At 59.3% G+C, this 24,869-nt stretch carries 22 protein-coding genes and 1 pseudogene; 7 read left to right on the plus strand and 16 right to left on the minus strand.

Features of this window, described 5'->3' with window-relative positions; all coding sequences use genetic code 11:
* Nucleotides 1–2: 2 nt before the first annotated feature.
* Nucleotides 3–767, minus strand: coding sequence for a sulfotransferase (locus ACWTU8_RS28065; RefSeq protein ID WP_455850689.1), 765 nt, complete (start codon nt 765–767; stop codon nt 3–5).
* Nucleotides 768–952: 185 nt separating this feature from the next.
* Between ACWTU8_RS28065 and ACWTU8_RS28070 the strand changes: the two genes are divergently transcribed.
* The 3 genes and pseudogenes from ACWTU8_RS28070 to ACWTU8_RS28080 all read left to right on the plus strand — a co-directional run.
* Entirely contained in the window at nt 953–1,894 is a 942-nt protein-coding gene (locus tag ACWTU8_RS28070; protein WP_455850690.1) for a LysR family transcriptional regulator, read from the plus strand.
* A gap of 346 nt (nt 1,895–2,240) precedes the next feature.
* Entirely contained in the window at nt 2,241–2,831 is a 591-nt protein-coding gene (locus tag ACWTU8_RS28075) for a NodA family N-acyltransferase (protein ID WP_027155288.1), read from the plus strand.
* 139 nt (nt 2,832–2,970) lie between these two features.
* A pseudogene (locus ACWTU8_RS28080) lies at nt 2,971–3,322 on the plus strand (hypothetical protein); the annotation flags it as partial.
* A 62-nt stretch (nt 3,323–3,384) separates the two neighbouring features.
* On the opposite strand, the gene ACWTU8_RS28085 reads toward ACWTU8_RS28080, so the two are convergent.
* The 13 genes from ACWTU8_RS28085 to ACWTU8_RS28145 all read right to left on the minus strand — a co-directional run bounded on the left by ACWTU8_RS28085 (nt 3,385) and on the right by ACWTU8_RS28145 (nt 15,015).
* Entirely contained in the window at nt 3,385–4,284 is a 900-nt protein-coding gene (locus ACWTU8_RS28085; RefSeq protein ID WP_455850691.1) for an SIR2 family NAD-dependent protein deacylase, read from the minus strand.
* A 38-nt stretch (nt 4,285–4,322) separates the two neighbouring features.
* Nucleotides 4,323–4,535, minus strand: a complete 213-nt coding sequence (gene nifT / locus ACWTU8_RS28090) for a putative nitrogen fixation protein NifT (protein WP_027155285.1) — start codon at nt 4,533–4,535, stop codon at nt 4,323–4,325.
* Nucleotides 4,532–4,858: a nitrogen fixation protein NifZ gene (locus ACWTU8_RS28095; RefSeq protein WP_455850692.1), complete on the minus strand. Its 327-nt coding sequence runs from the start codon at nt 4,856–4,858 to the stop codon at nt 4,532–4,534. Before ACWTU8_RS28095 ends, nifT begins: the two co-directional genes overlap by 4 nt.
* Before the next feature lie 70 nt (nt 4,859–4,928).
* Complete coding sequence (locus ACWTU8_RS28100) at nt 4,929–5,123, minus strand: 4Fe-4S binding protein (protein WP_027155283.1); 195 nt, start codon at nt 5,121–5,123, stop codon at nt 4,929–4,931.
* 36 nt (nt 5,124–5,159) lie between these two features.
* Nucleotides 5,160–6,611: a nitrogenase cofactor biosynthesis protein NifB gene (gene nifB, locus ACWTU8_RS28105; RefSeq protein ID WP_455850693.1), complete on the minus strand. Its 1,452-nt coding sequence runs from the start codon at nt 6,609–6,611 to the stop codon at nt 5,160–5,162.
* Between the two features lie 240 nt (nt 6,612–6,851).
* Nucleotides 6,852–8,558, minus strand: coding sequence for a nif-specific transcriptional activator NifA (gene nifA / locus ACWTU8_RS28110; RefSeq protein WP_455850694.1), 1,707 nt, complete (start codon nt 8,556–8,558; stop codon nt 6,852–6,854).
* 658 nt (nt 8,559–9,216) lie between these two features.
* On the minus strand, nt 9,217–9,516 hold the full coding sequence (locus tag ACWTU8_RS28115; RefSeq protein ID WP_455850695.1) for a ferredoxin family protein: 300 nt from the start codon (nt 9,514–9,516) through the stop codon (nt 9,217–9,219).
* A gap of 12 nt (nt 9,517–9,528) precedes the next feature.
* Nucleotides 9,529–10,836 carry an FAD-dependent oxidoreductase gene (locus ACWTU8_RS28120; RefSeq protein WP_027155279.1) on the minus strand — a complete coding sequence of 436 codons (1,308 nt, stop codon included), beginning with the start codon at nt 10,834–10,836 and terminating at the stop codon, nt 9,529–9,531.
* An 11-nt stretch (nt 10,837–10,847) separates the two neighbouring features.
* Nucleotides 10,848–11,954, minus strand: a complete 1,107-nt coding sequence (locus ACWTU8_RS28125; protein ID WP_455850696.1) for an electron transfer flavoprotein subunit alpha/FixB family protein — start codon at nt 11,952–11,954, stop codon at nt 10,848–10,850.
* A gap of 1 nt (nt 11,955) precedes the next feature.
* On the minus strand, nt 11,956–12,819 hold the full coding sequence (locus ACWTU8_RS28130) for an electron transfer flavoprotein subunit beta/FixA family protein (RefSeq protein WP_455850697.1): 864 nt from the start codon (nt 12,817–12,819) through the stop codon (nt 11,956–11,958).
* A gap of 181 nt (nt 12,820–13,000) precedes the next feature.
* Nucleotides 13,001–13,384, minus strand: a complete 384-nt coding sequence (gene nifW / locus ACWTU8_RS28135; protein WP_455850760.1) for a nitrogenase stabilizing/protective protein NifW — start codon at nt 13,382–13,384, stop codon at nt 13,001–13,003.
* 60 nt (nt 13,385–13,444) lie between these two features.
* A complete protein-coding gene (gene nifS, locus ACWTU8_RS28140; RefSeq protein ID WP_455850698.1) occupies nt 13,445–14,623 on the minus strand; it encodes a cysteine desulfurase NifS in 1,179 nt (392 codons plus the stop codon).
* 71 nt (nt 14,624–14,694) lie between these two features.
* Nucleotides 14,695–15,015, minus strand: a complete 321-nt coding sequence (locus tag ACWTU8_RS28145) for an iron-sulfur cluster assembly accessory protein (RefSeq protein WP_455850699.1) — start codon at nt 15,013–15,015, stop codon at nt 14,695–14,697.
* A 1,165-nt stretch (nt 15,016–16,180) separates the two neighbouring features.
* On the opposite strand from ACWTU8_RS28145, the gene ACWTU8_RS28150 reads away from it, so the two are divergent.
* Both ACWTU8_RS28150 and ACWTU8_RS28155 read left to right on the plus strand, forming a co-directional pair.
* The gene (locus tag ACWTU8_RS28150; RefSeq protein WP_455850761.1) at nt 16,181–17,920 is read left to right on the plus strand and encodes an ABC transporter ATP-binding protein; all 1,740 of its coding nucleotides are present in this window, start codon (nt 16,181–16,183) and stop codon (nt 17,918–17,920) included.
* Entirely contained in the window at nt 17,920–19,959 is a 2,040-nt protein-coding gene (locus ACWTU8_RS28155; RefSeq protein ID WP_455850700.1) for an ABC transporter ATP-binding protein, read from the plus strand. The genes ACWTU8_RS28150 and ACWTU8_RS28155 overlap by 1 nt, the downstream gene beginning before the upstream one ends.
* Before the next feature lie 47 nt (nt 19,960–20,006).
* Here ACWTU8_RS28155 and rpoN read toward each other — a convergent pair whose 3' ends face one another.
* Both rpoN and ACWTU8_RS28165 read right to left on the minus strand, forming a co-directional pair.
* Nucleotides 20,007–21,422 carry an RNA polymerase factor sigma-54 gene (rpoN, locus tag ACWTU8_RS28160; RefSeq protein WP_455850701.1) on the minus strand — a complete coding sequence of 472 codons (1,416 nt, stop codon included), beginning with the start codon at nt 21,420–21,422 and terminating at the stop codon, nt 20,007–20,009.
* A 2-nt stretch (nt 21,423–21,424) separates the two neighbouring features.
* On the minus strand, nt 21,425–22,033 hold the full coding sequence (locus tag ACWTU8_RS28165; RefSeq protein ID WP_455850702.1) for a redoxin family protein: 609 nt from the start codon (nt 22,031–22,033) through the stop codon (nt 21,425–21,427).
* A 760-nt stretch (nt 22,034–22,793) separates the two neighbouring features.
* Between ACWTU8_RS28165 and ACWTU8_RS28170 the strand changes: the two genes are divergently transcribed.
* Nucleotides 22,794–23,489 carry a nitrogen fixation protein NifQ gene (locus tag ACWTU8_RS28170; protein ID WP_455850703.1) on the plus strand — a complete coding sequence of 232 codons (696 nt, stop codon included), beginning with the start codon at nt 22,794–22,796 and terminating at the stop codon, nt 23,487–23,489.
* 140 nt (nt 23,490–23,629) lie between these two features.
* A complete protein-coding gene (locus ACWTU8_RS28175; RefSeq protein WP_455850704.1) occupies nt 23,630–24,862 on the plus strand; it encodes a cytochrome P450 in 1,233 nt (410 codons plus the stop codon).
* Nucleotides 24,863–24,869: the final 7 nt, after the last annotated feature.

The raw sequence follows: 24,869 nt of genomic DNA on the forward strand, positions 1-24,869 counted from the left end.
CGTCATGTGAGATTGGGACGATCCTTCAGATGGTCACCGACGTCAAAAAATCTCGCATAAGGTCCGCCTGCGAAATGGCGCCGCAACTCTTCAAAATTTTCTATCGTTTGATCCAGGGGGCGCGCTTCCTGGCGCTTAAGGATAGGGTTACCAGACAGCCCAAACGCCGGAACCCCCAGGAAATCCCAAATCTTAGCCAAGCACGCCGACGGTTTGCCAAGAAGGCTCTCGTACTCGACCACATGCAAGTCAGTGGACGCGAAGGAGTGTGCGACGCGATTGTGGAATTCGTCCGCGGCCTCGAAATAAGCTTCGCAGCAGGCGATTGCCAGTTTGACGGATGGAGCCGCATCGTTGTCCGAACTGACCTTCAGCCACTGCCGGGTTTGCCTCGCCTGTGTCAGTGATCGCAGCGATTCCAAGGTGTTTTTGCGGACCAGCAGAATGACCTTGAGGCCTGGCCATCGGGCGAGCTCAGCAAAAAACCCCGGACGCTCATTGAACTGAGGTTCGTTGATCTTGCAACCAACACGCGTCACCTTCTTGTTGGTTCCGTTGGGGTAGCGCAAGTAGGCAAGCTCAAGAAGCGCGCGATCGCTGCCTGCCAAGCGATCTTTATCGAACCAATTCGTATCGTAGGTGTTGAGCAACTCACCGTTGCTCAACACGTTCGGATGCTCGTTCAGCAATTCTTCCAGGTAGTGCGTGCCCGTCCTTGGCATCGCAAGGATCACAAATGGGCCAGGCGACGGCATGGGATGGCTCATTGCCTCTGTCTCCGATCAACATTGCTGATGATAATTCGTCTGGGCCGAAAGCAAGGCAAGTGAACAGCCTCTTTATATATGTCTGAAGGTAGCTCTCGCGATTGAATTTTTTCTATGCAGGACTTAACAAACCGCGTAAAATTGATTGTTTCGATGTATCCCATCCGCGTCATGGATAATGACACATGCGCTTCAAGGGCCTTGATCTAAACCTGCTCGTCCCGCTTGACGCTTTGATGAACGAGCGGAACCTCACCGCTGCCGCACGCAGCATCAATCTGAGCCAGCCCGCCATGAGCGCGGCCGTCGCCCGGTTGCGCGACTTTTTCCGCGATGAGCTATTTACGATGAGGGGCCGCGAACTTGTCCCCACTCCGCGTGCGCAAGATCTCGCCCCCGCGGTTCGCGAAGCTCTGCTTCACATCCAGCTCTCAATCATTTCCTGGGACAGGTTCAACCCAGCACAGTCGCAGCGCCGCTTCAAGATCAGCCTTTCAGATTTCATGACCCTTATATACTTTCAAAAGGTCGTAGAGCGTGTCGCGCGGGAAGCTCCCGCCGTCAGCTTCGAGTTCGTACCTCTCACCGATCACCCTGACGAGCTTCTCCGCCGCGGTGAGATCGATTTTCTCATCCTTCCGGACGTGTTCATGTCGAGCACGCATCCCAGAGCAGCACTGTTCGACGACACACTCGTGTGCGTCGGCTGCCCCACAAACAAGCATTTATCACGCCCGCTTACGTTTGAGCGATATATGTCGATGGGACACGTTACGGTCAAATTCGGGCGTACGCGGCAGTCCTCTATCGAAGAATGGTTTTTGCTCGAGCACGCTCGCAAGAGACGTATCGAGCTCATCGTGCAGGGCTTTAGCATGATCCCGGCTATGCTGTCAGGCACAGAGCGGATAGCGACCATACCCTTGCGGTTGGTGGAATATTTCGCACAGCTGATACCGCTGAGGATTGTCGAACTTCCACTGCCCGTTCCCGTGTTCACCGAGGCCGTGCAATGGCCCGCCCTTCACAACAGCGATTCGGCAAGCATCTGGATGCGGGAGATATTATTGCAGGAGGCATCCCGCATGGCTTGTTCGCACGACGCTGGAGCGCTCAAGAGCTCCTAGTTTCGAAGAACGCAAAGAGGTTTCCATGCTGATTGCCTTGCCCAATCCGGCCTGAGGACAGTTCTTCTAGCCGTACGAGACCTCAGCAGGGGACCGGCCGCGTGGCTAACGGGGCGACATGCCCGACTCGTGTGGTTTATACTCGCCCCCACGGCGTGGGACCTGTAGGCGGAAGGCCGTACTCGAAGGCAGGTAGCGCACTCCCATTCATGACGTCGATGGTGTTAATCCAAACAACAAATTTTACCAACCTCGGCCGGGTGTTGCATGAACCACGCCCAGAGTGAAGCAGCTGTGCCTGGCACCGGACCAGTGCTTCGAATGATGTAAGCAAGGGGTAGCGTCCATGAGCTCTGAAGTGCGGTGGAAATTGTGTTGGGAGAGTGAGCTGGAACTCTCCGATCACAAAGAACTCGCCGAGTTCTTCAGAACTATCTTTGCACGGACCGGGTCCTTCAACGCGAAGCCATTCGAAAGCCACCGCAGTTGGGCCGGTGCCAGGCCTGAGCTGCGCGCAATCGCCTACGATTCGCGCGGCGTAGCGGCTCATTTGGGCGCTCTGCGCCGTTTCATAAAGGTTGGCGATGAAGATCTGCTGGTGGCCGAGCTCGGATTATACGGTGTGCGCCAGGATCTTGAAAGGCTTGGGATAAGCCATTCAATCAGCGTCATGTATCCGACGTTGCAGCAGCTTGGCGTGCCCTTTGCTTTCGGTACCGTTCGGCACGCGATGCGCAGCCACATGGAAAGGTGGTGTCGGGGCGGTCTAGCGGCCATCAAATCGGGCGTGCGCGTCCGGTCGACCCTCCGGGATGTGTTTGCCGACCTGCCGCCCACTCGCGTCGAGGACGCACTCGTGGTCGTTGTGCCAGTTGCGCGCCAGATCAATGAGTGGCCCTCGGGTACCTTGATTGACCGAAACGGCCCGGAGCTATGAAAGGACACCTATGCCCACTATCCGACAGGCCAACCAGATTTCTTGGAGCAACCGGCCGTCCTCAAACGCAGGGGCGCGGTGCTGGCACTGATCGCGGGCCCGCTGGCCCCCATCGGCCGCATGTCGAAGGAATGGGAAGGGGCCGCAACGCGCGATGCGTGCCTGCCTGGCCGATGCCGGGCAGGACGTCGAGGAAGTTGACTGTTTCAACGCGCACGGCAGCGGCACAAAAACCAACGAAACCGGAACAGTCGCGATCAAGCGTCGCCTGCGTGGATGGCCATATGTGAAGGTGTCGTGCCGCCTACGGCCAACTATCGTGAGCCGGATCCCGATTGCGATCTCGACGTTACGCCCAAGGTGGCGAGCGAGAGCGAGAGCGAGTGACGCTGAGCAACAACACTTTCGTTTTTGGCGGCACGAATGCCGTTGTGTTCCAGGAGGGTGTAGGCATCCGACACCGGACCTTGGTGACGAAGCTGTCGCCATAGGAGCGCCGCCAGCCGCACTCATCTCAGCCGGGGGCGTGATCCAGTGTCGGCTGGAGCCTGGCTCAACGGTCCTGGCCACTTGGTAACAGGCCTGAGCCGGCAAGCCGAGCCGCAGCTTCGCTTATCGGCATGTCAATGACTGTGACTGCGCACGCTGCCAGGAAACGGCGTTCGTTTCTGGTCAGCACCGACCCATCGATTAGCGCGAAATGTGGGCCGTCGGAGCGCTTCATGATCTGCCGGGCATAGGTGCGCAGCATCTGATCGTCGAAGCGGCAGCCGACGAAGAAAAACCCCCGATTGCTGCGCCGCTGCTTCACCTGATCAGGGATCGGCGTCTGGATGTCGATGTCTGTCAGCGCTTCGACATAGTCGGAATCTGAGATCAGGAAGTTTGCCGCCGGCCTGACACTGCCATGAGGCACATAGAGGACCGTCTCAACCGGTGGTACCGCGTCGAGTTCGTTTCCGGACAAATCATAGGCTTTGGTCCAAATGTCCCTGGTTTCTTTCGCCCGCGTGACGCCTTGTATCTCGACGACATCCGTTCGGCCGGTCGCGACCAGGGCCGCGCGCATGGCGCCATCATACCAACTGTCGACGATGAGCGAGAGCGGCAGCGTGGCGAGCCAGGCGTGGAGGACCGTCGGCGCTGCCGGCGCGGCGAAGATCTCGGCCATCCAACCCTGGAGCGTCCGGCGACGCCGGCGCTGCTCAATAAACTGCGCGACAGACCACATATTGGTGCGGATCTTGGATGGAGCCGGGGCGCGCTTGGTAAGGGCCGCGGCCACCGCCTCAGGACTATGCGGTACAACGGGCTTTGCGCAGCCGAGCTGGAGGAGACCCGGGCCAAGGTAAGGAATGATCGCGTCGGCGGCGAGCGCTCCCTTGAGCAGGTCAAGCCGCGTGTCTGCATGGCTGTCCCGAGTGATTAAAAGATGGCGCGGGAAGGTGTTCATGCTCAGTCCTCTTGGCTTCATGCCGTCAATCCGCCGTCCTAATCCCCGTCGGATATTTTCCTGGCCTCAACGGTGATTGGCAGGCGCGTATCTCGCGGAAGGTCGGGCAGGACGAAGCGCCAGCCGTTCCTGAGCATTACGGCCCCGCCCCACAAGCCTTCATTCTCAACCTGAATGATCGGCTCTTCGAGATCCTTCTTGGGAACATAGGCCGACAGGCCGGCGCTGGTCCTGCGGATCATCAACTTCATCCGGCTGCTCCCTTGCTAGGAGCAGACGTAATTTCCGCGCTACGAAGAGCCCCGGCATTCTCGAGGCTCACCATTTCGCGCGTCCGCATTCCCACGACTGTGCCACGGCCGATCCATTCGACCGCATAGATGTAGAACTGCTGGAGAAAGGTGCCGATGTCACGCACGTACCCTTCGTCACCCTTCAACACGAGGTTTTCTCCGATCTCCCTGCCGGGGTAGGTGCCGTCATTCTTGATGTGGCGGGTGGCGCGGACCCGTTCACCCGGCATGAATCGTGGAGGCTTGCGGATTTCGACCTCCTGTTCGCGCCAGAGCGTCATGGCTTTTCTTCCTTTTCGCGGTTGGAGGTTGGAATGAAGAACTCAAGGCGCCTCGCGAGCCGATCAGACGTCAGGCGGGAACGCAGGTCATCTCCACCGGACAGACCGAGGCGCATTGCTGTGCATCGAAGGTGTCCTTGCATTCGGTGCACTTCTCCGCGTCGATAACGTAGGCCTCGCCTTTGAATTTGATCGCACCGGAAGGACATTCGAACTCGCAGGCACCGCATTGGGTGCATTGGGATGCGATGATCTTGAACGCCATTTTTTCTTCAACTCCTGGTCAGTTGATTGAGAGATCTCAGGCCGTCGCGGCCAATGGTTTGGCCCCAAACTCGGCGGCGTAAACCGTGCTGATCGCGGTCTCGATATGCTCATAGCCATAATCATCCATTGCCCGGATTCCGGCTCCCCTGAGCTGAGCTTTCGGGCAATCCCCGATCTTGGCGCACAGCACGACGTCTATTCCTTCGAGGGCAGCGATCACGCCTTCTAGGGTGGCATCTTCGCCCCAGCCACCGAGGCAATACTGCTCGACCGTCCGATGCCCGACCAAGCTGATTCCTTTCGGCGAGGCCTCATAGACCTGGAACTCTCTCGCGTGACCGAAGTGTGCGTTGACGCGGCCGCCGCCCTTGCTGGCCACGGCGACAAGAAGTGACTTGCCCGAGCCCGCTCCTTTGACCAGTTCGGTCGCCTCGCTTTTGGCCACCGCTCGATCGCCGCGTTCGCGCGCGACCACCTCGCGATAGGCGTCGCGCCTGCTTGCGTCATAGGTGACCTCGTCGGAGATCTGACCGAGCGTGAACTCCTGGCCACGATCGTCGCCCAGCAAGCCTACGGCATCGGCCCGGCACTGCCGGCAATGGCGCATCAATTTGGCACCGCCGTCCAGACGATCTTGAAGAGCCTTCAGCTCCATCGCCTTTGGGCCTCGCTGCCCGGTCAGGCCGTAATGGGTACCGTGCTCCCGGTTCGAAATGAGCGGCATGATGTTGTGCAGGAAGGCGCCGCGCTCCTTGACCCATTTATTGACCTCGATCAGGTGCTCGTCGTTGACGCCGGGGATCATCACTGAATTGATCTTGGTCAGGATGCCGCGCGCCGTCAGCATCTCCAGGCCCAACATCTGCCGCTCGTGCAGGATCCGGGCGGCTTCGACCCCGGTGTAGCGGCGGTGCTTGTAGAAGATCCAGGGATAGATCCTTGCGCCGACTTCCGGGTCGACCATGTTGATGGTGATTGTCACGTGGTCGACATTCATGTCGCAAAGCTCCGCGACATGGTCCGGCAACGCCAGCCCGTTGGTCGAGATGCAAAGCTTGAGGTCGGGGATTTCGTTGACGATGCGTTCGAATGTGGCCTTTGTCTTGTGCCAGTCGAAGCAGGCGTCGCCGGGTCCAGCGATGCCGAGCACGGAAAGCTGCGGTACTTCATTGGCGACCGCGATCACCTTGCGCACCGCCTGGTCTGGTGTCAGCTTTTCCGAGACGACCCCAGGTCGGCTCTCGTTGGCACAGTCAAACTTGCGATTGCAGTAATTGCACTGAATGTTGCAGGCCGGGGCGACCGACACGTGCATGCGCGCGAAATAATGGTGCGCCTCTTCTGAATAGCACGGGTGGTCCTTGACCTTCTCCCAAATGGCCGGCTCCATGTCGCTAGGCCTTGCGGACGAGCCGCAGGTTGAAGACGCGCATCCAGCCGATTTCGCGGTGGTTTCGCTTTGAAGCGAAATCTTCGGTGCCGACATCGAATGGCTCTGCTCCTGGCTGACTTACACATCCAGTCGCAAGAGCTATGCCAGCCCACCAAAAGGGGACATTCACCCGAAATCTCGGCTTTTGGTGTCTGATTTGTCAGATTGCCTACGACCTGGATTTGTCGGGCTTCCGACATTGGAGAAGCGTATGGGCTCGCCAGAGCGCTTGTCTCTGGTCCCGCACAGGGCGGGGGACTCCGAAACTTCACATGGTTCAGACGTTAAGCTCGTCTAAAATTTCTTCACCTCGATACCGTGCCGGCGTAGAGCATAGCCGACTTGCCGCGGCGTGAGGCCGAGGAGACGAGCCGCTTTAGCCTGGTTGGAGCCTGCCTTTTCCATCGCGTCGATCAGCCGCTCGCGTTCCGTCAGGCGCGGGCTGCCCATTGCGTGACAGTTGGGATCGTTCCGATCGGCCGACGGCTGCGATCCATCTCGGTCCATGGTGCCGCGAGCGAGATCGGCCACGCCATTGGTACCATTCGAACAACCAGTTCCCTTCCAAATGAGCGAAGAAAGACACTGGCCATTCCTGCAGGCGAAATCCGACGGAACTATCGTCTTCGACCGGGCAAGTGTCGCCGTCCTTCGCACGCAGTTTTCCAGCTCGCGAACATTGCCAGGGAGGTAGCATTGCGACACGACGTCAAGGGCCGAGGGCGCGAAAGCAAGCTCACAATGGTTCTCCTTGTTGAACCGGTCGAGGAAGGCTTCGGCCAGACGGGGAATATCGCCAGGTCGGTCTCGCAGTGGAGGCAGGATAATCGGAATCACACTGATGCGATAATAAAGGTCAGCCCTGAACTCACCATTCACCACAGCCCTTTCAAGGTCCTTGTTGGTGGCGCATATAAGCCGAACGTCGACTTTCAGTGTTCTGTTGCCGCCGACCCGCTCCAGTTCACCTTCCTGCAACACGCGCAGCAGTTTGGCTTGAAAGGCAGGCGAAATCTCACCGATCTCATCAAGCAACAAGGTACCGCCATTCGCCAATTCGAAACGGCCGGCGCGTTGCGCGATCGCCCCGGTAAAGGCGCCCTTCTCATGGCCAAACAGCTCCGATTCCAGAACGCTTTCAGGCAATGCGGCGCAGTTCAATTTGATGAAGGCCTTCGTGCTGCGGGTCGAAAGTTTATGGATCGCTTGCGCGAAGAATTCCTTGCCGGTACCGCTTTCACCCCGCAGAAGAACGGTCGTATTGGTCCTCGCGACAATTGGAACCAGATCGAGAACCTGCTTGACTGCCGGGCTTTCCCCGATGATTCCGTCGATTTTGACGGAGGGATATCGGCCGCGATCGGACCTTTCGTCGTCGCGCCGTTTGCCCGGTCCAGCTTGCCGTTCGACCAGATGCTGAGCATCAATGTTTCGCACGCGGTGAAGATGGACAACTTGGCCGACAAGATCCGCGACCATGGTCAGGAAGCACAGGTCCTCGTTGTGATGAACGTAGCTCGGTTCTTCTTTGAGTCGCTCGATCGACAATATTCCGAGGGCTTCATCCTGCGCCCTTATCGGGATACCAACAAAGCTTAGCCCAATAGCTTCGTCGTTGGACGCCCTTGCGACGTCACCCTGAAACGGTTCGGACTTGCTGACGTCCTCTATGATGACCGGTTTCGCCGTAGCGACGATCTGGTCGATTATAGCCTGTGGTATGGCGTGCCGAGTGATGGATTGCGGTGGATTGACGTTGCCGGGCGTTGCGGCGATCTCCGGCTCTCCATCAGCGCTCAGGACAATGATTGCTCCATGACGCATTCGCACAAATGAAGACAGGATCGTGACGACATTGGCCAGTGTCGTCTCCAGCGGGGCAGGGGCGGTTAGGATCTTCGATATCTCGTACAGCCCCCTGAGCGAGATAGCCGTTATGCGCATGGTTTCGGTGGCCCAAGGCCCTGCTTTATCGCCCTCATCCCGCCGCATGTGCCCCATGGAAGTGCCTCCGAATTTGTCTAGGATGCACTCGCCAAGCACACCTTTACGCTGAGTTTCTGAGATATGTGTCCCTAGCAATCATGACAAGATCAGGGTCGACTTGCGGCTTGCGGGTGGTGCAAACGGTCGGCCGGGGCGGCCTGTACACCCAGGCACAGATCCTTGAAGCTTGCCCGCCAGCACCGCCATCACCCGATGATGGCGCAACTCGTCGCGGTCATTCAAGTCCTCATAGCCGAGCGATGGCGAAGATGCGCTGACCCACCAGCGTCCTCACCGCGTGCTCATCAATGCGGCATTGCGGACATCCATGAGCATTGGGCAAAGGGGCCAACCAACCCGATCGCCAGTGTCCGCCAGGCCCAGCAGAAGTGCGTCAGTATCCGAGCGTTCGTTCGACCGTCAAAACCGGCAATTGGCGTGCCGTTCAGGCAGGCGCAAAAATCGAATTGATCCGTCATCACTGTGGCTGCATCGGGGCGCTCCTCGATTAAGGCTAAGCTGGTTTCGTAAAACAACTTTCCCCTTTTCGGAACCCCGATGCACTTCAACAATGCGAGAGGTGCGCGGTTACCGGGTATAATGCGATGCGACGTGTTGCCACAATTATAAGTTGTACCCGGGCTCGCTCTGGTAAGAACTCTGAATGCGCCAACTATCCGAACTTGAAGAGGACACCGAAACCGCCGCGCGGATAATTCCACGTGATCTCGCCACTGGCCTCGCACAGCACTCGGCATGTGCCACACTCCATGCACCCGTCGGCGGCGATCTCAACTTGGCCCGTGGCGTTCAGCTCATAGCATTTGGCAGGGCAGATGCGTGTCAACGCGAGCAGGTTCGGGCTCGGGCTTTGGTGAGGTCGCACCTTGATATGCGGACGCCCTGCATCAATGAGATAACGGTTTTGATATAGCTTATCCTCGACGCGTACGGCCGGCACTGTGATCGTCATTTTTGCTCTCCCTCAGCGCCAGGCGAATGCCAGGCGAAGCGCGTCGCTGACCAGCCCCCAGCGCGAACGCGCTTTTATGAAGGCAGCAGTGGTCGCTTTTTCCTTATCGATTTTCGGAGTGCCGTCGACCCGCACGAGGTTCTGAGCGGCCAGAGAAATCAGCTGCGGGTATGTCATGAAGAAATTGTGCGAGTTGGTGTGCAGCAGTGCCGGCATGTCCTTATGCTTTCGCAAGTCTTTGAGGACAAACGAATTGTCCAGCATGGTTTTGTAAAGGACGAGGTTCCGCTTAGTCATCGGGGCGTTCCGGCTCTTGACCTGAACGATCGCCTCGCCTGCGATGCGGCCGGACGTCATGGCGAGGTTCGAACCCTCACGGTGAACCGCGTTGTTCAATTGCGCTGCATCACCGACTGCCACCCAACCGTCGCCGAAGAGCTGTGGGATCGCCTTATAACCACCTTCGGGAATAAGATGGGCGGCATATTCCTTCACCTCCGAGCCCGCTATCAGCGCCCGGACCGAAGGGTGGTTCTTGAATCCGTCGAGCAGGACGTAGGGGCTCTCCATCGTGGCGGCGAAATCGGAAACGAGGCAACCGATGCCAAGTGAGATCGATTCCTTGTTGGTGTAGAGAAACGCTAACCCGGTCATGCTGCGGGAGATGGTGCCCGCCGCCTCGATCACGCAGCCTTCATTGCCCTTGAGGCCGAAGCGCTGCTCGATCACCTCTTCGGGCAGGAAATGCATTTCCTTGACGGCCAGTGCCACGGTTTCTGGCCTCGGCATTTCGCGCAGGCCCGACCGCGTGCCAAGCAGCCCGTTAACGCCTTCTGCGAGTACGACCACATCCGCCAAGATCCTTTCACCGGCTCTGTCGGTGCGAACGCCTATGACCTTGCCCGTGATATCGTATGCGAGCTCCGTCGCCGTCGTCTCGCACAGGACGGTCGCGCCGGCCTCGCGCACCTTGCGTGAAAACCACTTGTCGAACTGGGCGCGGATGATTGTGTAACGGTTTGGCTTTGCCTCGTTGAAGTCGTCGGACCGATAGTGGATCCCAGCATGGGATGTCTTGTCCATCATCCAGAAGCGCTGCTCGATCAGATGCCGCTCAAGAGGCGCGTCATCCCGGAAGTCCGGGATGATCTTCTCCAGCATGTGCGCATACATGATGGCGCCCTGGACATTCTTCGAGCCCGGATACTCGCCGCGCTCCAACTGCAACACCTTCAGGCCGCAGCTTGCCATCGTGAAGGCAGCTGCGTTCCCGGCCATGCCGGCCCCTACGACGATAGCGTCGAACTTTTCCTCGAGCATAGCCGTCTCCCTTAGCTCGCAAGCTTGTCGCGACTGTGCGGCGACAGCCGCCGGGTGAAGGCTTCCGTCAACGCCGGCAGGAAGCGGATCGCATCGGTGGCGATACCGATATGGGCGAAATCGAAAATCGGCGCGTTCGGATCGGTATTGATGGCCACGATCAGATCGGCGCTTTCAATGCCCACCCGGTGCTGGATGGCGCCGGAAATTCCGGCCGCGATGTAGAGCTTCGGCCTGATGGTCTTGCCAGTCTGGCCGATCTGCCGTTCAGCCGGCATCCAGCCCTTCTGGACCAGCGGACGCGAACAGCCATATTCGGCGCCGAGCGCCCGCGCGAGCTTCGTCACAACCTGCAGGTTCTCCGCCCCGCCCAGCCCGAGGCCTCCCGCAACGACGACATCGGCATAGGCCAGATTTGCCTTTACCGACTGCGCATCGGGCAGGAAGCCAAGGACCTTGGTGACGATCTCGTCCTCGAGCATCGACACCTTGTGTTCGACGACCCGGCCGACCGGCTTTTCCATACGCTGCGGCATCGCCATGACTCTCGGTCGCACTGTCGCCATCTGCGGCCGGCAGTTGAGCGTATAGATGGTGCATAGCAAGGAACCCCCGAAAGTCGGCCGGGTCGCGGCAAGCGAACCGTCAGGATCCACGTCAAGTTGAGTGCAGTCAGCCGTGAGACCCGTCAGCAGGGTAGTCGCCACGGAGCCGGCAAGATCCCGGCCACGCATGGTGGCACCCAGAAGCAGGATCTCGGGTTTGTATGTATTGACCAGGTCAGTCATTGCCCTAGTGAAGGGCTCGTTGCGATATTCGGCGAGCAGCGGCGTCTCCACGATATAGACAAGATCGGCACCATAGGCGAAGGCCTGGGCGACGGCATACCAAGAGGCCTCTCCCGGCGGTCCGAGCACGACCCCCGCAAGCTGCACGCCAAGCTTGTCGGCCAGCTTGCGACCTTCCCCGAGCAGTTCGAAAGAAACCGGATGGACTTCGCCGCGCTCCAGCTCGATGAAGACCCAGACGTGCCGATACTCCTTGAAATGCTCGGGCAGATCCTTCTTCATGCCGGCACGACTGCCGGCAGGCGGGGTTTCTCGGTTCACGCTCGACATCCTAAGCTCCTTGCCCTGAGCCACCCTCGAAGGCCAATTCGTGTTCCAGCGCCGGCTGGCGCGCGAAAATTGCGGCAATCAGCTCGTCAGCGAGATCACGCAGCGCCTTATCTGCGGTGTCGATTTGCACCGCCTTTTCTGCCCGGCTGGTCGGGGCGAACACACGCTTCACGACAGTGGGCGATCCGCGAAGACCGCATTTGCTGAGGTCCCCGATACCGGCGTCGGCCGCACTCCACTTTACGATCTGACTGCGGGCGGCGCGCAGGGCATCGTGCAGCGAGCCGCGACGGATCTCGTTAATACCTTCCAGCACCGTAATGAGACAAGGAAGCTTGCTCTTCAGCTTCTGCGTGCCGCCCTCCGTACGGCGCTCGACCGTGATCTCGCGTGCATTGAGATCAAGGGAGCCGATCCTTGCGACGTAGGTGAGTTGCAGGAAATCGAGGCGCTTGGCGATGCCCGGCCCGACCTGGGCAGTGTCGCCGTCTATTGTCTGCTTGCCGGTAAAGACGATGTCTGGCGGGCCGAACGTCTCACCGATCTTGCCGATTGCCTGAGCGAGCGCAAAGGAGGTCGCCAGGGTGTCGGAGCCGGCAAAAAAACGATCGGTCAGGAGCACCGCGCGGTCGGCGCCGTAGGTGAGCGCCTTGCGCAGTGCGTCCTCTGCCATAGGAGGACCCATGGTGAGCACGGTGACCTCGCCGCCATCGATGTCGCGTAGTGTGAGTGCTGCTTCAAGGGCGAACAGATCGTATGGGTTGATGATGGTCGGCACACCCTGGCGCATGATCGTGTTGGTCACCGGGTGGACGCGTATCTGCGCGGAGTCCGGGACCTGCTTGATACAGACGACGATATGCATGCGGTCTCTCTGGCTCCTATCGGGATGCGGCTTGGCGCTTCATCTGCTTGCAAGCACCATTCGTGCCAACCGTTGAGCATCGCGCCATACCTTTGAGCCGCGGTACTCTGCTTCTGAGGCGTATCCCTGGGAGGCGCATTTGTCGGCGTCACGACATTGTCGTGTCGCAACCGTGTCGCGTTCACTCCTTCCCGAACGGTTTCAGGATGGAATCGAATGGGACGAAGGGGCGGCCCGGCGTGGCGGGGCGATTTGGATCGTGGTCTTTGAGCACCTTGAAGACCCGGTGCCTGAGCGGCGAGGACGTCGCGAAGTCCTCATAGGCCCGTTCCAGTGTCGCGCGCGCGCGCGCCGCGATCACCTGGTCGGTGAGACCGGAGAAATCCTCTTCGGCGAGATATTGGCCCATGCGCTTCATGATGTGGAGCCGCGAGACATCGAGCACCTTCGGATCATAGGAGACGCCAAGGGCCACGAAGAACTCCTCCGCAGCAGACAAGCCTTTCAGCCGCGTGAGAATGTCGGTGACGTCGATGATTGGCCTTTCGGTGGAACAGTGGCTCATTGTAAACTCCCTGGTAATGATGGTCTCGGGCTCGGCTTCCTTCTCGACCAAGATCCGCATTCAAATCCCATCGCCGTTTCCGGTGCAGGCCGGGAAGGGATCACGGAGCTTCGCCACGAGTGCGGGCACGACCTCGAGCACCCGGTCGATTTCCATCCCGTTGTTGTCGCGCGACAAGGAGAAGCGGATTGCCCCTTGTGCCGCGCTGCTGGCAACGTTCATTGCTTTCAGGACATGGCTGAGCTCCTGCGAGCCGCAACCGCAGGCCGAGCCAGAGGAACAGGCGATCCCCTCGCGATCGAGAAGGAGCAGCAGGCCATCGGCCTCGACATTCTCGAACGCGATGTTGGCCGTATTCGAGAGCCGATCCAGCGGATCGCCGGTCACGAAAGCGTCTGGAATGCGCTGGAGAAGCCCGCACTCCAACCGATCGCGGAGAGACTTTATGAGCTTGCTGTCCTCAGCCATGAATTTCATGGCAAGTTCGGCTGCCTTGCCAAGCCCAACGATGCCAGGGGTATTCTCCGTGCCGGCGCGCCGGTTGCGCTCCTGGTGCCCGCCCTTGATCAGCGAACGGAAGTGCACGCCGCGCTTCACATAAAGTGCACCGATCCCTTTGGGGCCGTGCAACTTGTGACCGGAGAGCGACAGCATGTCGATTGCCGTCGATTTCAGGTGGATCGGGAGTTTACCGACCGCCTGCACCGCGTCCGTATGGAACAGGGCACCGACTTCCTTGGCCAATTCAGCAAGCTCGGCGGCAGGGAAAATCGTGCCGGTCTCATTGTTCGCCCACATGATCGAGACGATTGCCACGTTCGTGGTCAGCGCCGCCTTATAGGCATCGACGTCGAGCCGGCCACGGTCATCGACCGGGATCTTGTGCACCTTGAGGCCGCACGTCTTCTCAAGATGCTCGCACAGCTTCAGCACAGCCGGATGCTCGACCGCGGAGGTCACGATCTCTGTGCGGTGAGGCATTACCCCCAGCGCCGAAAGGATCGCCGCATTGTTGCTTTCCGTTCCGCCCGATGTGAAGGCGATCTCATCGTCGAATTCCGCGCCGATCAGCGCTTGCACCTGCTGGCGCGCCTTTTTCATGGCCACGCTCACGGCAGCGCCAAATCCGTGCTTTGACGAAGGATTGCCGAACTGATCCATAAACAGCGGCCGCATTGCTTCATAGACTGCAGGATCCACTCGCGTGGTCGCGTTGTTATCGAGATAGACCGGCCTCATGAAGCTCTCCTTAGCTGACCGAAAACACGCATTAGGGCAGACCCGAACGTCGACGGGTCTCTCTCAGGCCATCAGCCGAAGGACTTCCCACAAGCGCATTTTTCACGTCCGTTCGGGTTATCGAAGACAAAGCCAGAGGATTCGAAGCTGGTGACGAAATCGACCGTCATACCGGCGACATGGAGTTGCGAGCTTACGTCCACGAACACCCTGACGCCGCCTGTCTCGATGATCGCATCGCCCTCACGTGCGAGGCTCTCCAAGCCCATCAGATACTTCAGTCCCGCGCAGCCGCCCCCCTCGACTTTAATGCGCAGGCCTTCCGCCGGCTCCTCGGCTTGGGAAAGCGCGGTCCTTACCGCGGTGACAGCATTTTCGGTGAGCGTGATCATGGGACGCCTTCTCCTCGAGTGCGCGATGCGTTCGCCGATGGCGACGCATGTGCCGTGCCAAGGAGAAAGTTGTTTTCTAAAACAACGTGATGTTTTTAGCACCGGCGCGTCGCAGGTTGTAAATCGTCGGACATCGCACAACACGCAGCCGGTGCGATGGCGTGGGTAGGGCTTTTCCCGCGCATCCGCTCTTCCTCTAGAAATGCTGGGCACCAAACACCCGCTGTCGGCTTTGTCGAACCCACAACATCGCGGTGTCCCGCCAGCCTCTCTTCAAGCCATTGAATAATCTGGAAAGCTGTTCTGTGAGGCTCTTTCGAGGCAGTTGGCATAAGTTTTGAAGCTCCTTCGTTGCGAGGCGGCAAGAAAGCGACCGCCATTCATGTCACCCGTGACATCGCAGCGAAGGAAGGACAGCATCATGTCAGGTCTGCCTCAGATCCCCATTCAATGGGCCTCGTGGCATTTACATTGGCCACCTCCCAAAACACGTTCGCCGCCATTGTCGACCTTCGGCAAAAGATCTTGATCATCAGCTGCGACCCATCGCCGATTCCATCGGCACACCGCCGCTTCTGCTTCGACGTTTCGGAAGCGCGCAGAGACCGGTAGCGAACTGATTGACGATGAGATCGCAGCCATGAAGATCGATGCCGGCGAGGCGACTACAATGGAGTCAGCCGGCTTCGCGTGGCGAGCTGCGGGACGTCCTGCCCCGCAGTCTCCTTCCCTTATCACTACCAGCGGTCTTCGCCTTCGAGATCGACCCCGACTCCGAAGTGGATGCGATCCCATACCCGCTGGCGACCCATTGGGGCGCGGTATGGCAAAGATCATCCGACGCAGTGCCGTCTCAATGACCATCTCGAAGGACTCGCGTCTTTCGATCACGCCGAGCTCAGCCGTTCTCCTGCTCGTCACACTGAACTCTAACGCCCGGAACATCGGAAAAATGGAACGCCAACCTTGGGTAATTGTGCTCCAGCAAGTGCTTGTGCCGGTAGGCCGCCCAACGTGCTCGCCAGTGCTGCGGCAAACAGATCTGGAACTTACGCCGGTGAACAGTCATGCCGATGGCGCAGCAAACAATCCGAGGAATCCGTTCGCACATGTCGAGGCGCCGGGCTGGGGCCAGGGCCTGAGAACGCTCACGCGTATTACCTATATGAATTTGCGTCACCGGTGGCAGGTTGCTTTCGCTATTGGATCGACGGTCATCGCCGCAACCCTCCAGCTGCTCATTCCTAAACTGCTCGGTCAGGCCGTTGACCAGGTCCGGATCGGTGAGGGCATCTCCGGCGGTGCCGTCGAACAAGCGCTTTGGATATCGGCTCTCCTGCTGCTCGCCGTCAGTGTGCTGCGCGGCCTATTCACATTGGCGCAGAACTACTTTGCCGAATCGGTCGGGCATCACTTCGCCTATGAGCTGCGGCTCGCCTGCTATGAGAAGATCCAGCGCCTGAGCTTCTCCTTTCACGACCAGGGGCATTCAGCCGATCTGATCACCATCTGCATGCTCGATCTCGAAGGTGTGTGCTGGTATTTCTCCACAGCGCTGGTCCGCGCTGTCCTGCTGGCCATGTTAATCGGCATTGGCGCCTACATTCTGCTCTCCACCAATCTGGAGCTCGGTGTTCTGGCGCTGAGCTTTGTGCCCTTCGTCGCATGGCGCTCATCGCGAACCCAGCTCAAGCTGCGCGCCACCTGGTTCGAACTGCAGGGGCGGCTCTCTGTTCTGAGCCGCGTCATGGAGGAAAATCTCTGCGGCATCCGCGTTGTCCGCGCTTTTGCCGCACAAGCCTATGAGATGCTGAAGTTCGAGCGTGCCTCCAAGAACGCGCTCGCACTTGCCCAGGAACGCGCCGACATCTACGCGCGCGACACTTCGGCGATGACCTTCTCCTTCTTGTTTGCCATGGGGCTGGTCCTCTGGATTGGCGGCAGCAAGGTCATCGCCGGTGAGATCAGCGTCGGAACCCTCACGACCTTCCTGACATTCATGACCGTCCTGCAAATGCCGGTCCGCCAAATCGGTTTGATGATCAACGCTTTCGCTCGCGCTTCGACATGCGGTTCACGTCTGTTCGGCTTCCTCGACCTGGACATCACGATTAAGGACGCACCCCACGCTAGTCCCCTCGAGATCAGCGAGGGCACTGTGCGCTTTGATAATGTCTCGTTCGCTTATCCTGGCGCTGAAAACCGCCAGATCCTGCGGAATATCAGTTTCCAGGCCCGTAGAGGTGAGACTATCGCTATCGTCGGTCCACCTGGCTCGGGCAAGTCGACAATCGCTCACCTGATCCCGCGTTTTTACGATGTCACCGGCGGCACCATCACGCTTGATGGGCAAGACATCCGCAATGTCACTCTTTCCTCGCTTCGCACGGCGGTCGCGGTCGTGCAGCAAGATCCATTCTTGTTCACCACAACGGTGGAGAACAACATCGCTTATGGAGACCCCTGGGCCAACGAATCGCGGATCGAGCGCGCAAGCGAATCTGCCCAGCTGCACAACTACATCCTGGGTCTGCCCGCTGGCTACAAGACGGTCGTGGGCGAACGTGGCGTTTCCCTCTCGGGCGGCCAGCGCCAGCGTCTCACAATTGCCCGCGCGATGATGCTGCGCCCATCAGTCATTGTTTTTGACGACTCGACCGCGGCGATCGACGCGGCCACCGAACAGCGCATTCGCTCGGCCATGCGCCGTTTCGCCAAAGACCGCGTGACGATCATCATTGCCCACCGGCTGAGTTCCGTCATGCACGCCGATCAAATCCTTTTCGTTGAAAATGGCGAGATCGTCGAGCGCGGGACTCATGAAGAACTTCTGGTCAATGCAGGGCGCTATGAGGCTCTTCACAATCTTCAGACGCGCCCACGCGATGATGACGGCGCGAACTGATGTCGCAGATCGCCGACGCTGAAAGCGAACGCAACGGTGTCCGCGACGGTACGCGCCCGCCGCGCGCTGTCGTCGGCTCGCATCGGATCGAAGACGAGGTGTTCGGACAGGCTTTTGACAAGAACATTGTTCGGCGGATCTGGGCATTCGTTGAGCCTTACCGGATTAAGGCTGTTATCGCGGTTGTCGCAGTCCTGATCTGCGCCGGCGTGCAGCTTCTCATCCCGCTGATCATCCGCTACGCGGTCGAGCACGCCATCACTCCGGGAAGCCGCGATCGCTCTGCGCTGCTTGCGGCCGCTGGCGCCTTTTTTCTCGCGATTCTGGTCAATCGCGTTGCCAGCTACATGCAACAGAGCGTGATCGGCAAAATGGTCGAGGTTGTGCTCTTCGACATTCGCCGCGCCATGTTCGGCCATCTGCAGAAGGTGTCCCTTTCCTTTATGGACCAGACCGAGGTCGGACGTCTGATGTCGCGACTCCAGGGCGATGTCAGTTCAATCCAGGAATTTCTCGAGACCTCAGTGCTTTCGGTGGGCGATATCGCCCTTCTATTCGGCATCATCTTCGTCATGCTGTGGCTGGACTTATCGTTGGGGCTCCTTACGCTTTCGGTCTTGCCAGTCCTCTTCATCGTCCGCATGGTCTGGCTGCCGAGCGCCCGCAATGCCTTCATGGCCGCGACTGAGACCAACTCGGCCACCAATGGCGCGCTGGCCGAGGCCATTCATGGCGTGCGGGCCGTCCAATCCATGGATCGCCAGCAGGTCAACTTTCTCCTCTATGACGACAAGGCCCATGCCAATCTCAAGACGCAACTGACAGCTGCCAAATACGCCCAGGTCATGGTGCCGATTGTCGATACCCTCACGGGCCTTGCCATGGCCGCCATCGTCCTGGGCGGTTCAAAGGTCGTGAACGACCCCACTGATGTGGGCGTGACCATAGCATTCCTGTTTTATATCCAGCGCTTCTTCGACCCGATCCGCTCGCTCACGCTGCAGTATTCTGTCATGCAACGCGCAATGGCGTCGGGCAAACGGCTGACAGAGGTGCTCGACCTGGACATCGAGATTCAGGACAAGCCGGACGCCAAGGCGCTTTCGCCGCAGATGGACGGTTCGGTCGAATTCAGGAATGTCACTTTCGGCTACGATCCCAACCATCCGGTGCTGAAAAACATTTCTTTGAAGATCAGCCCCGGGGAGACGGTCGGTCTGGTTGGCCCAACCGGTTCGGGCAAATCGAGCGCCATGGCACTCGTTCACCGCTTCTATGACGTCCAGCGCGGCCAAGTGCTGGTCGGCGGACATGATGTGCGCGATCTGACCCAGGAATCGCTCGGACCGCAGGTCGCCATGGTCCTGCAGGAGCCGTTCCTCTTCACGGGGACGATTTTCGACAACATCCGCTATCACAGGACGGACGTGACGCGCGACGCGGTCATCGAAGCCGCCAAAGCCGTCGGCGCCCATGACTTCATTGTGAGCCTGGCCGGCGGCTACGACGCCCCTTTAGGCGAGCGCGGCGGCAATCTCTCGCTCGGCCAGCGCCAGCTCATCAGTTTCGCTCGCGCTCTCGTGACCGATGCCAAGATCCTGGTCCTCGACGAGGCGACCGCCAACATCGACAGCTACACGGAAATGCTGATCCAGAAAGCTCTGACAAAGCTTCTGGAAGGCCGCACCGGCTTGGTGATTGCCCACCGTCTTGCCACGATCCGCAATGCCGACCGCATCATCGTGCTGCAGAACGGAGAAGTGATCGAAACCGGCAACCACGATCAGCTGATGGCCATGGGAGGGCTGTACTTCAAACTCTACAATCTCAATTATGCCTCGTTCGACGACCTTCCCGACGAGCAACTCGATATCACCGCGCAAACGGGGGCCGAACTTGATGCCGCGGGCAGCTGTTCACGCGATTGCCAGGACCGGGTTCAGCACCCGGCGGAGCGACCGCACCCCAGCGGGGCGCGACCTGAGCCGGACAAACGCCACAGCCACCTCTCACACCAATCAAGAACGCCCTCGACTTGAATCATGAAGCTTTCGCCGCGGGGACGAGCGGGCAGATTTGATTGCCATCAACGCCAGCCACGCTTCTCCCGGCGCCGTTGTACGGAGGAGGGGATGTTCATTGCCTCCCGGTATTTCATGACGGTGCGGCGAGCAAGGTCGATGCCGTTTTCCCTCAGCCGCACAGCAATGTCCTCATCGGAAAGCACGGCATCTTCTGCGGCGATCATCGCCTTGATCTGATGGCGAACGGCTGAGGCGGAGTGGGCGTCGCCGCCTCCGCAAGAGCCGATGGCGACGCTGAAAAAATACTTCAGTTCGAACACGCCGCGCGGCGTGGACATGTACTTGTTCGACGTCACCCGGCTGACAGTCGACTCATGCATGTTGATAGCATCAGCGACGGTTCTGAGATTGAGGGGCCGCAGATGCGCCACGCCATGTCTCAAAAAGGCATCCTGCTGGTGCACGATCTCAGCGGCCACCTTAAGGATCGTCTTGGCGCGTTGATCGAGGCTGCGGACAAGCCAATTCGCGTTCTCCATGCATTCGTTTAGGAATGCCTGATCCTGTGGGTTATGGGCGGTGAGCCGCGAGACTTTGAGGAAATAACTTTGGTCGATCAGCACCTTGGAGAGCGTGTCAGGATCAAGTTCGACATTCCATCCACCTTCGCGCGACGACTGCACCCAGACCTCAGGTTGTATTTGTTCCGGCCCTCCTGATTGGAATCGGTTGCCAGGCTTGGGATCGAGCGCATGCAGTTCGTGCAGCATGTCTACAAAGTCGTCGTCATCGACCCCGCAAAGCCGCTGCAATGCCTTGAAGTCACGGTCAGCAAACATCTCGAGATTGGCCACCAAAGCTGCCATCGCTGGGTCGAACCGGTCTTGCTGACGCAACTGTATTTCAAGGCACTCGCCGAGAGTTCGCCCAAATAGCCCCGGTGGGTCAAAAAGCTGCAAGGCTGCCAGAACCCTTTCCACGACAGACAGGGGAACATTCAGGATTCCCGCCAACTCCAAAAGGTCCACCCGAAGGTACCCGATGTCGTCCAGATGATTGGCAAGCGCGCCGGCAATCATCCGCTCCTGTGGGTTGAACGCGGTGAAGGCGATCTGGCGAGCGACATGTTCGAGCAGTGTTTCGGGATTGGCGACATAGCTTTCCGGGGTATGGTCTTCCCCTGACCCGGCAGCGGGTTTGTCGCGCGTTGACTTGTCTTCCCTGAGCCGCTCAGAAGGCTCGGCCCCGTTTTCGCGTTCGCCCCTGGGCGGATCCTCGCCCAAAACCGACGGGACATCACCATCAGCCTCACTGTCGTTTGGAGCCAGCTCCAAAAGGGGGTTCTTCTCGACTTGCTGCTCTACGAATTGGCGCAGTTCAATATGCCCCAGTTGCAGTAACCGAATCGACTCGATGAGTTGAGGTGTTAGAACCAGAGATTGCTTCTGGCTCTGAAGCAGGCTTGCTGAGGGCTTCATGATTATCGCAATGCCCCTAGCGTGCGCGCAACCGGGCTCTGTGGGACGTTGACTCCACTAGGCCATACCGCGGCCGTGGTTTTTGCGCCCCTCAGGGTTTCAAGAATGTTCTGCGGGGACGAGACGCCATAGGGGTCGGTTTCGCAGTTGTCGGAGAAACCTTCCTCCTCGAACCATTGCTCCACCACACCATCGTTGATCACGGCGGCGTAACGCCAGGAGCGCATGCCGAAGCCGACATTGTCCTTGGCCACCAGCATACCCATCTTGCGCGTGAACTCGCCCGAGCCGTCCGGAATGAGCTGAACTTTCCGCAGCCCCAGGGCCTTGCCCCAAGCATTTATGACGAAGGCGTCGTTGACCGAGACACAGTAGATCGCCTCAACCCCCTCTTTCTCGAACTCATCATAGAGCGCTTCAAAATCCGGCACTTGGTAAGTCGAGCAAGTCGGCGTGAAGGCACCAGGCAGCGAGAACAGGATGACGCGCTTGCCCCTGAAATAGTCGTCGGAAGTTTTGTCATCCCAGCGGAACGGATTTGGCCCGCCAATAGATTCGTCGCGAATACGTATGCGAAACGTCGCGAAGGGAATCCTCTTGTTCACGGTCATCAAGTATTGCTCCTATAGAAGGGAAACTGGCGCAGTGCTTCTCTGTGGGGTCGACGCAACATCGACACTGGCCGGCATGGGTCAGGGGTTCTGCGGGGCCCGATCCTTGCCGTCTGCGGCAACGGTCAGGCTCCCGCTCTTCGGCACCCGGCGACGTCGATCTGGGTGACTTAGGTTCTCTGGCACGCCTTCTACGGCCATGCCGTTGGAAGGGGTATCGACGACGAATTGCTTGTCCTCGAGTGGTGGCCAACGTAGCCGCCAAAGGCGGTCGCATATGCGTTTGCCCAGCATTCAAGCCACATCGACATTGCCCCTCGCTCTGCAAGGCTCATCTCCTCGGTCCGTGAAGCGTTCGCTCATCTCCATGCACGGATCGTGCCAAAGGAGAAATCGCTTCTAAAACAAGGTGGCGGTTCCAATTTGCTTTGTCGCATGTCGGACATCGGACACTGCGAAGGGCAGTCGGACGGCTCGCGCAATTCCGCTTCCGCTGTGGAGCACCTTGTCCAGGTTTCCTGGGATGGCTGAACGGACGTCCCAGCGTCGGGTTTGTCGAATCGGCGACGCTCGTGTCGTCCGCGTTCTTCTGCGCTCCCACTAAACGCACGAGAAATGCCTTCCAGGTTCTTGTTATGTCGCTGGCGGCGCAGTTGGCACGGCGTTTGAATCTGATCACCACGAGCGGCTGGACGCTGCCGGTAGGCTTTCAGGTCGCGGGCGACATCGCGGGTCGAGGCAACGAAGCAGGGAAGCAAAAATGTCAGGTCAGTCCCACGAGGGCATTGTTTGGAAAACGGGCGTCACCCGCCGAGTTCGAACGCCCTATCGCCCTGATCGGTTACCACACGCACAGTCACCCGGCGCCGGCCAATGGCCTTCGATCGATCCGGCGGTCAGGTTCGACGAGCATGTCCTTGCCTGTGTCCTCTCAAGAGCGCTCGAGGAGATCAATGCCGGCGAGGCGACCGCGACACAGGCAACCGGCCTTTCGCGTGCCGATCTGCGTGATGTCCTGACGGACCGTTTCCGCCATCTCCCTATCAGTGCGTTCGCCCTGGAAGAGGCGACCGACGTGGAGCCGGAGATGGAGGAACAACTCCTACGCGACCTGCTGCTGGCGCAGGCCCGGCCGGGCGACCCGGCCAGCGCCCGGTTTGCCAAACTCATCGCCCGGCGCGCCATGCGCAATGACCATCTCTGGCAGGATCTTGGCCTTTTCAACCGGGCCGAACTCAGCCTCTTGTTCGCTACGCATTTTCCGACACTGGCAGCCGGCAACACCAAGAACATGAAATGGAAGAAGTACCTTTACCGCATGCTCTGCGAGGCTGAAGGCTTTTCAATATGCACCGCGCCCAGTTGCCGCCAATGCAATGATTTCGAAAGCTGCTTTGGCTCCGAGGAAGACGAAAGCTGCCTTGCACGGATCAGGAACGACATCGGCCTGAACTAAAGGCCGCTTCCGTTAGAGGTGCGAGGCCGCCAGAGTTCACACGGCGGTGTTGCTGGGAGAAGGGAAGTTCCATCGCTTCGCACTTGTGACAGTGCGCTCGAGCCGGAGGCCGAACCCATACGATCCCAAGGAGGCGTCAGATGAAGAAAAATGAAGGTACGAGCAGTCCGGTCCCGGACCATGTGCCGCTCGAACTGGTAAGGGACTTCAGCCTGTTCACGTCGCCTGGGATGCCACCCACGGCCAACGGGGATCCCCACGCCGCCGTGGCCTGCGTCCATGCCGGGCCGCCGATCTTTTACGCCCCCCACAACACGCGCGATGGCCGGGGTACCTGGGTCATCACGCGCGCCAGAGACCAGCGCAGGGTGCTGCAGGACACCGAAACCTTTTCCAGCCACCGCAGCATCTTCGCCTCCGCGCTCGGCGAAAACTGGCCGATGATCCCACTCGAACTTGACCCACCGGCTCATGGTATTTTTCGTTCACTACTCAACCCACTGTTTTCACCCCAGCGGGTAAGAGCGCTGGAACCAGCTGTCCGGGAGCGGGCGATCGCACTCATCGACAGGATCGCCGCCTCTGGCACAAGCTGCGATGTCATGAAGGATTTCGCCTTCCCTTTCGCGGTTAACATCTTTCTTCGTTTTCTCGGGCTATCCGACCACCGCCTCGACATATTTGTCGGCTGGGGGAAGGATCTCCTCCACGGCGAGCCTGTCAAAAGGTCGGCAGCGGCCCAGCGGATTGTCTCTTTCATCGACGACCTTGCAGCCCTGCGCCGCAAGGTACCTGTCGGTGATTTCATGACCTTCGTCGTGCAGGCTAAGGTCGAGGGTCGCCCGCTGACCGACAAGGAAGTCCGCGGCATCGGGGTGCTCGTGTTCGTCGCGGGGCTCGACACGGTTGCCGCAGCGATAGGCTTTGATTTGTCCTATCTTGCGCGCAATCCGAAAGACCAGGAATGGCTGCGGAGCAAGCCCGAACGCATCGTGCTGGCAGCCGAAGAATTGCTGCGCGCCTTTCCGACCGTGCAGATGCTCCGCGTGGCAACCAAAGATATCGACTTCGAAGGCGCGCCCATCCACAAGGGCGACTATATTTCCTGTGCCACGATGATTGCCAATCGTGACCCGACGGAATTCGCATGCCCCGACACGGTCGATCTGGCACGAGAGGAGAATTGCCACACCGCCTTTGCCCATGGTCCCCACCGCTGCCTTGGCTCACACCTTGCACGGCGCGAGATTGTCATTGGCCTGGAGGAGTGGCTGGCGCGCATCCCGTCGTTCCGGATCAAGGAAGGTACAGCGCCCATCACCCACGGCGGCCATGTGTTCGGGATCGAAAATCTGATCCTGGATTGGTGCTGACCAACGC

This window comes from Mesorhizobium sp. BHbdii (assembly GCF_053848045.1).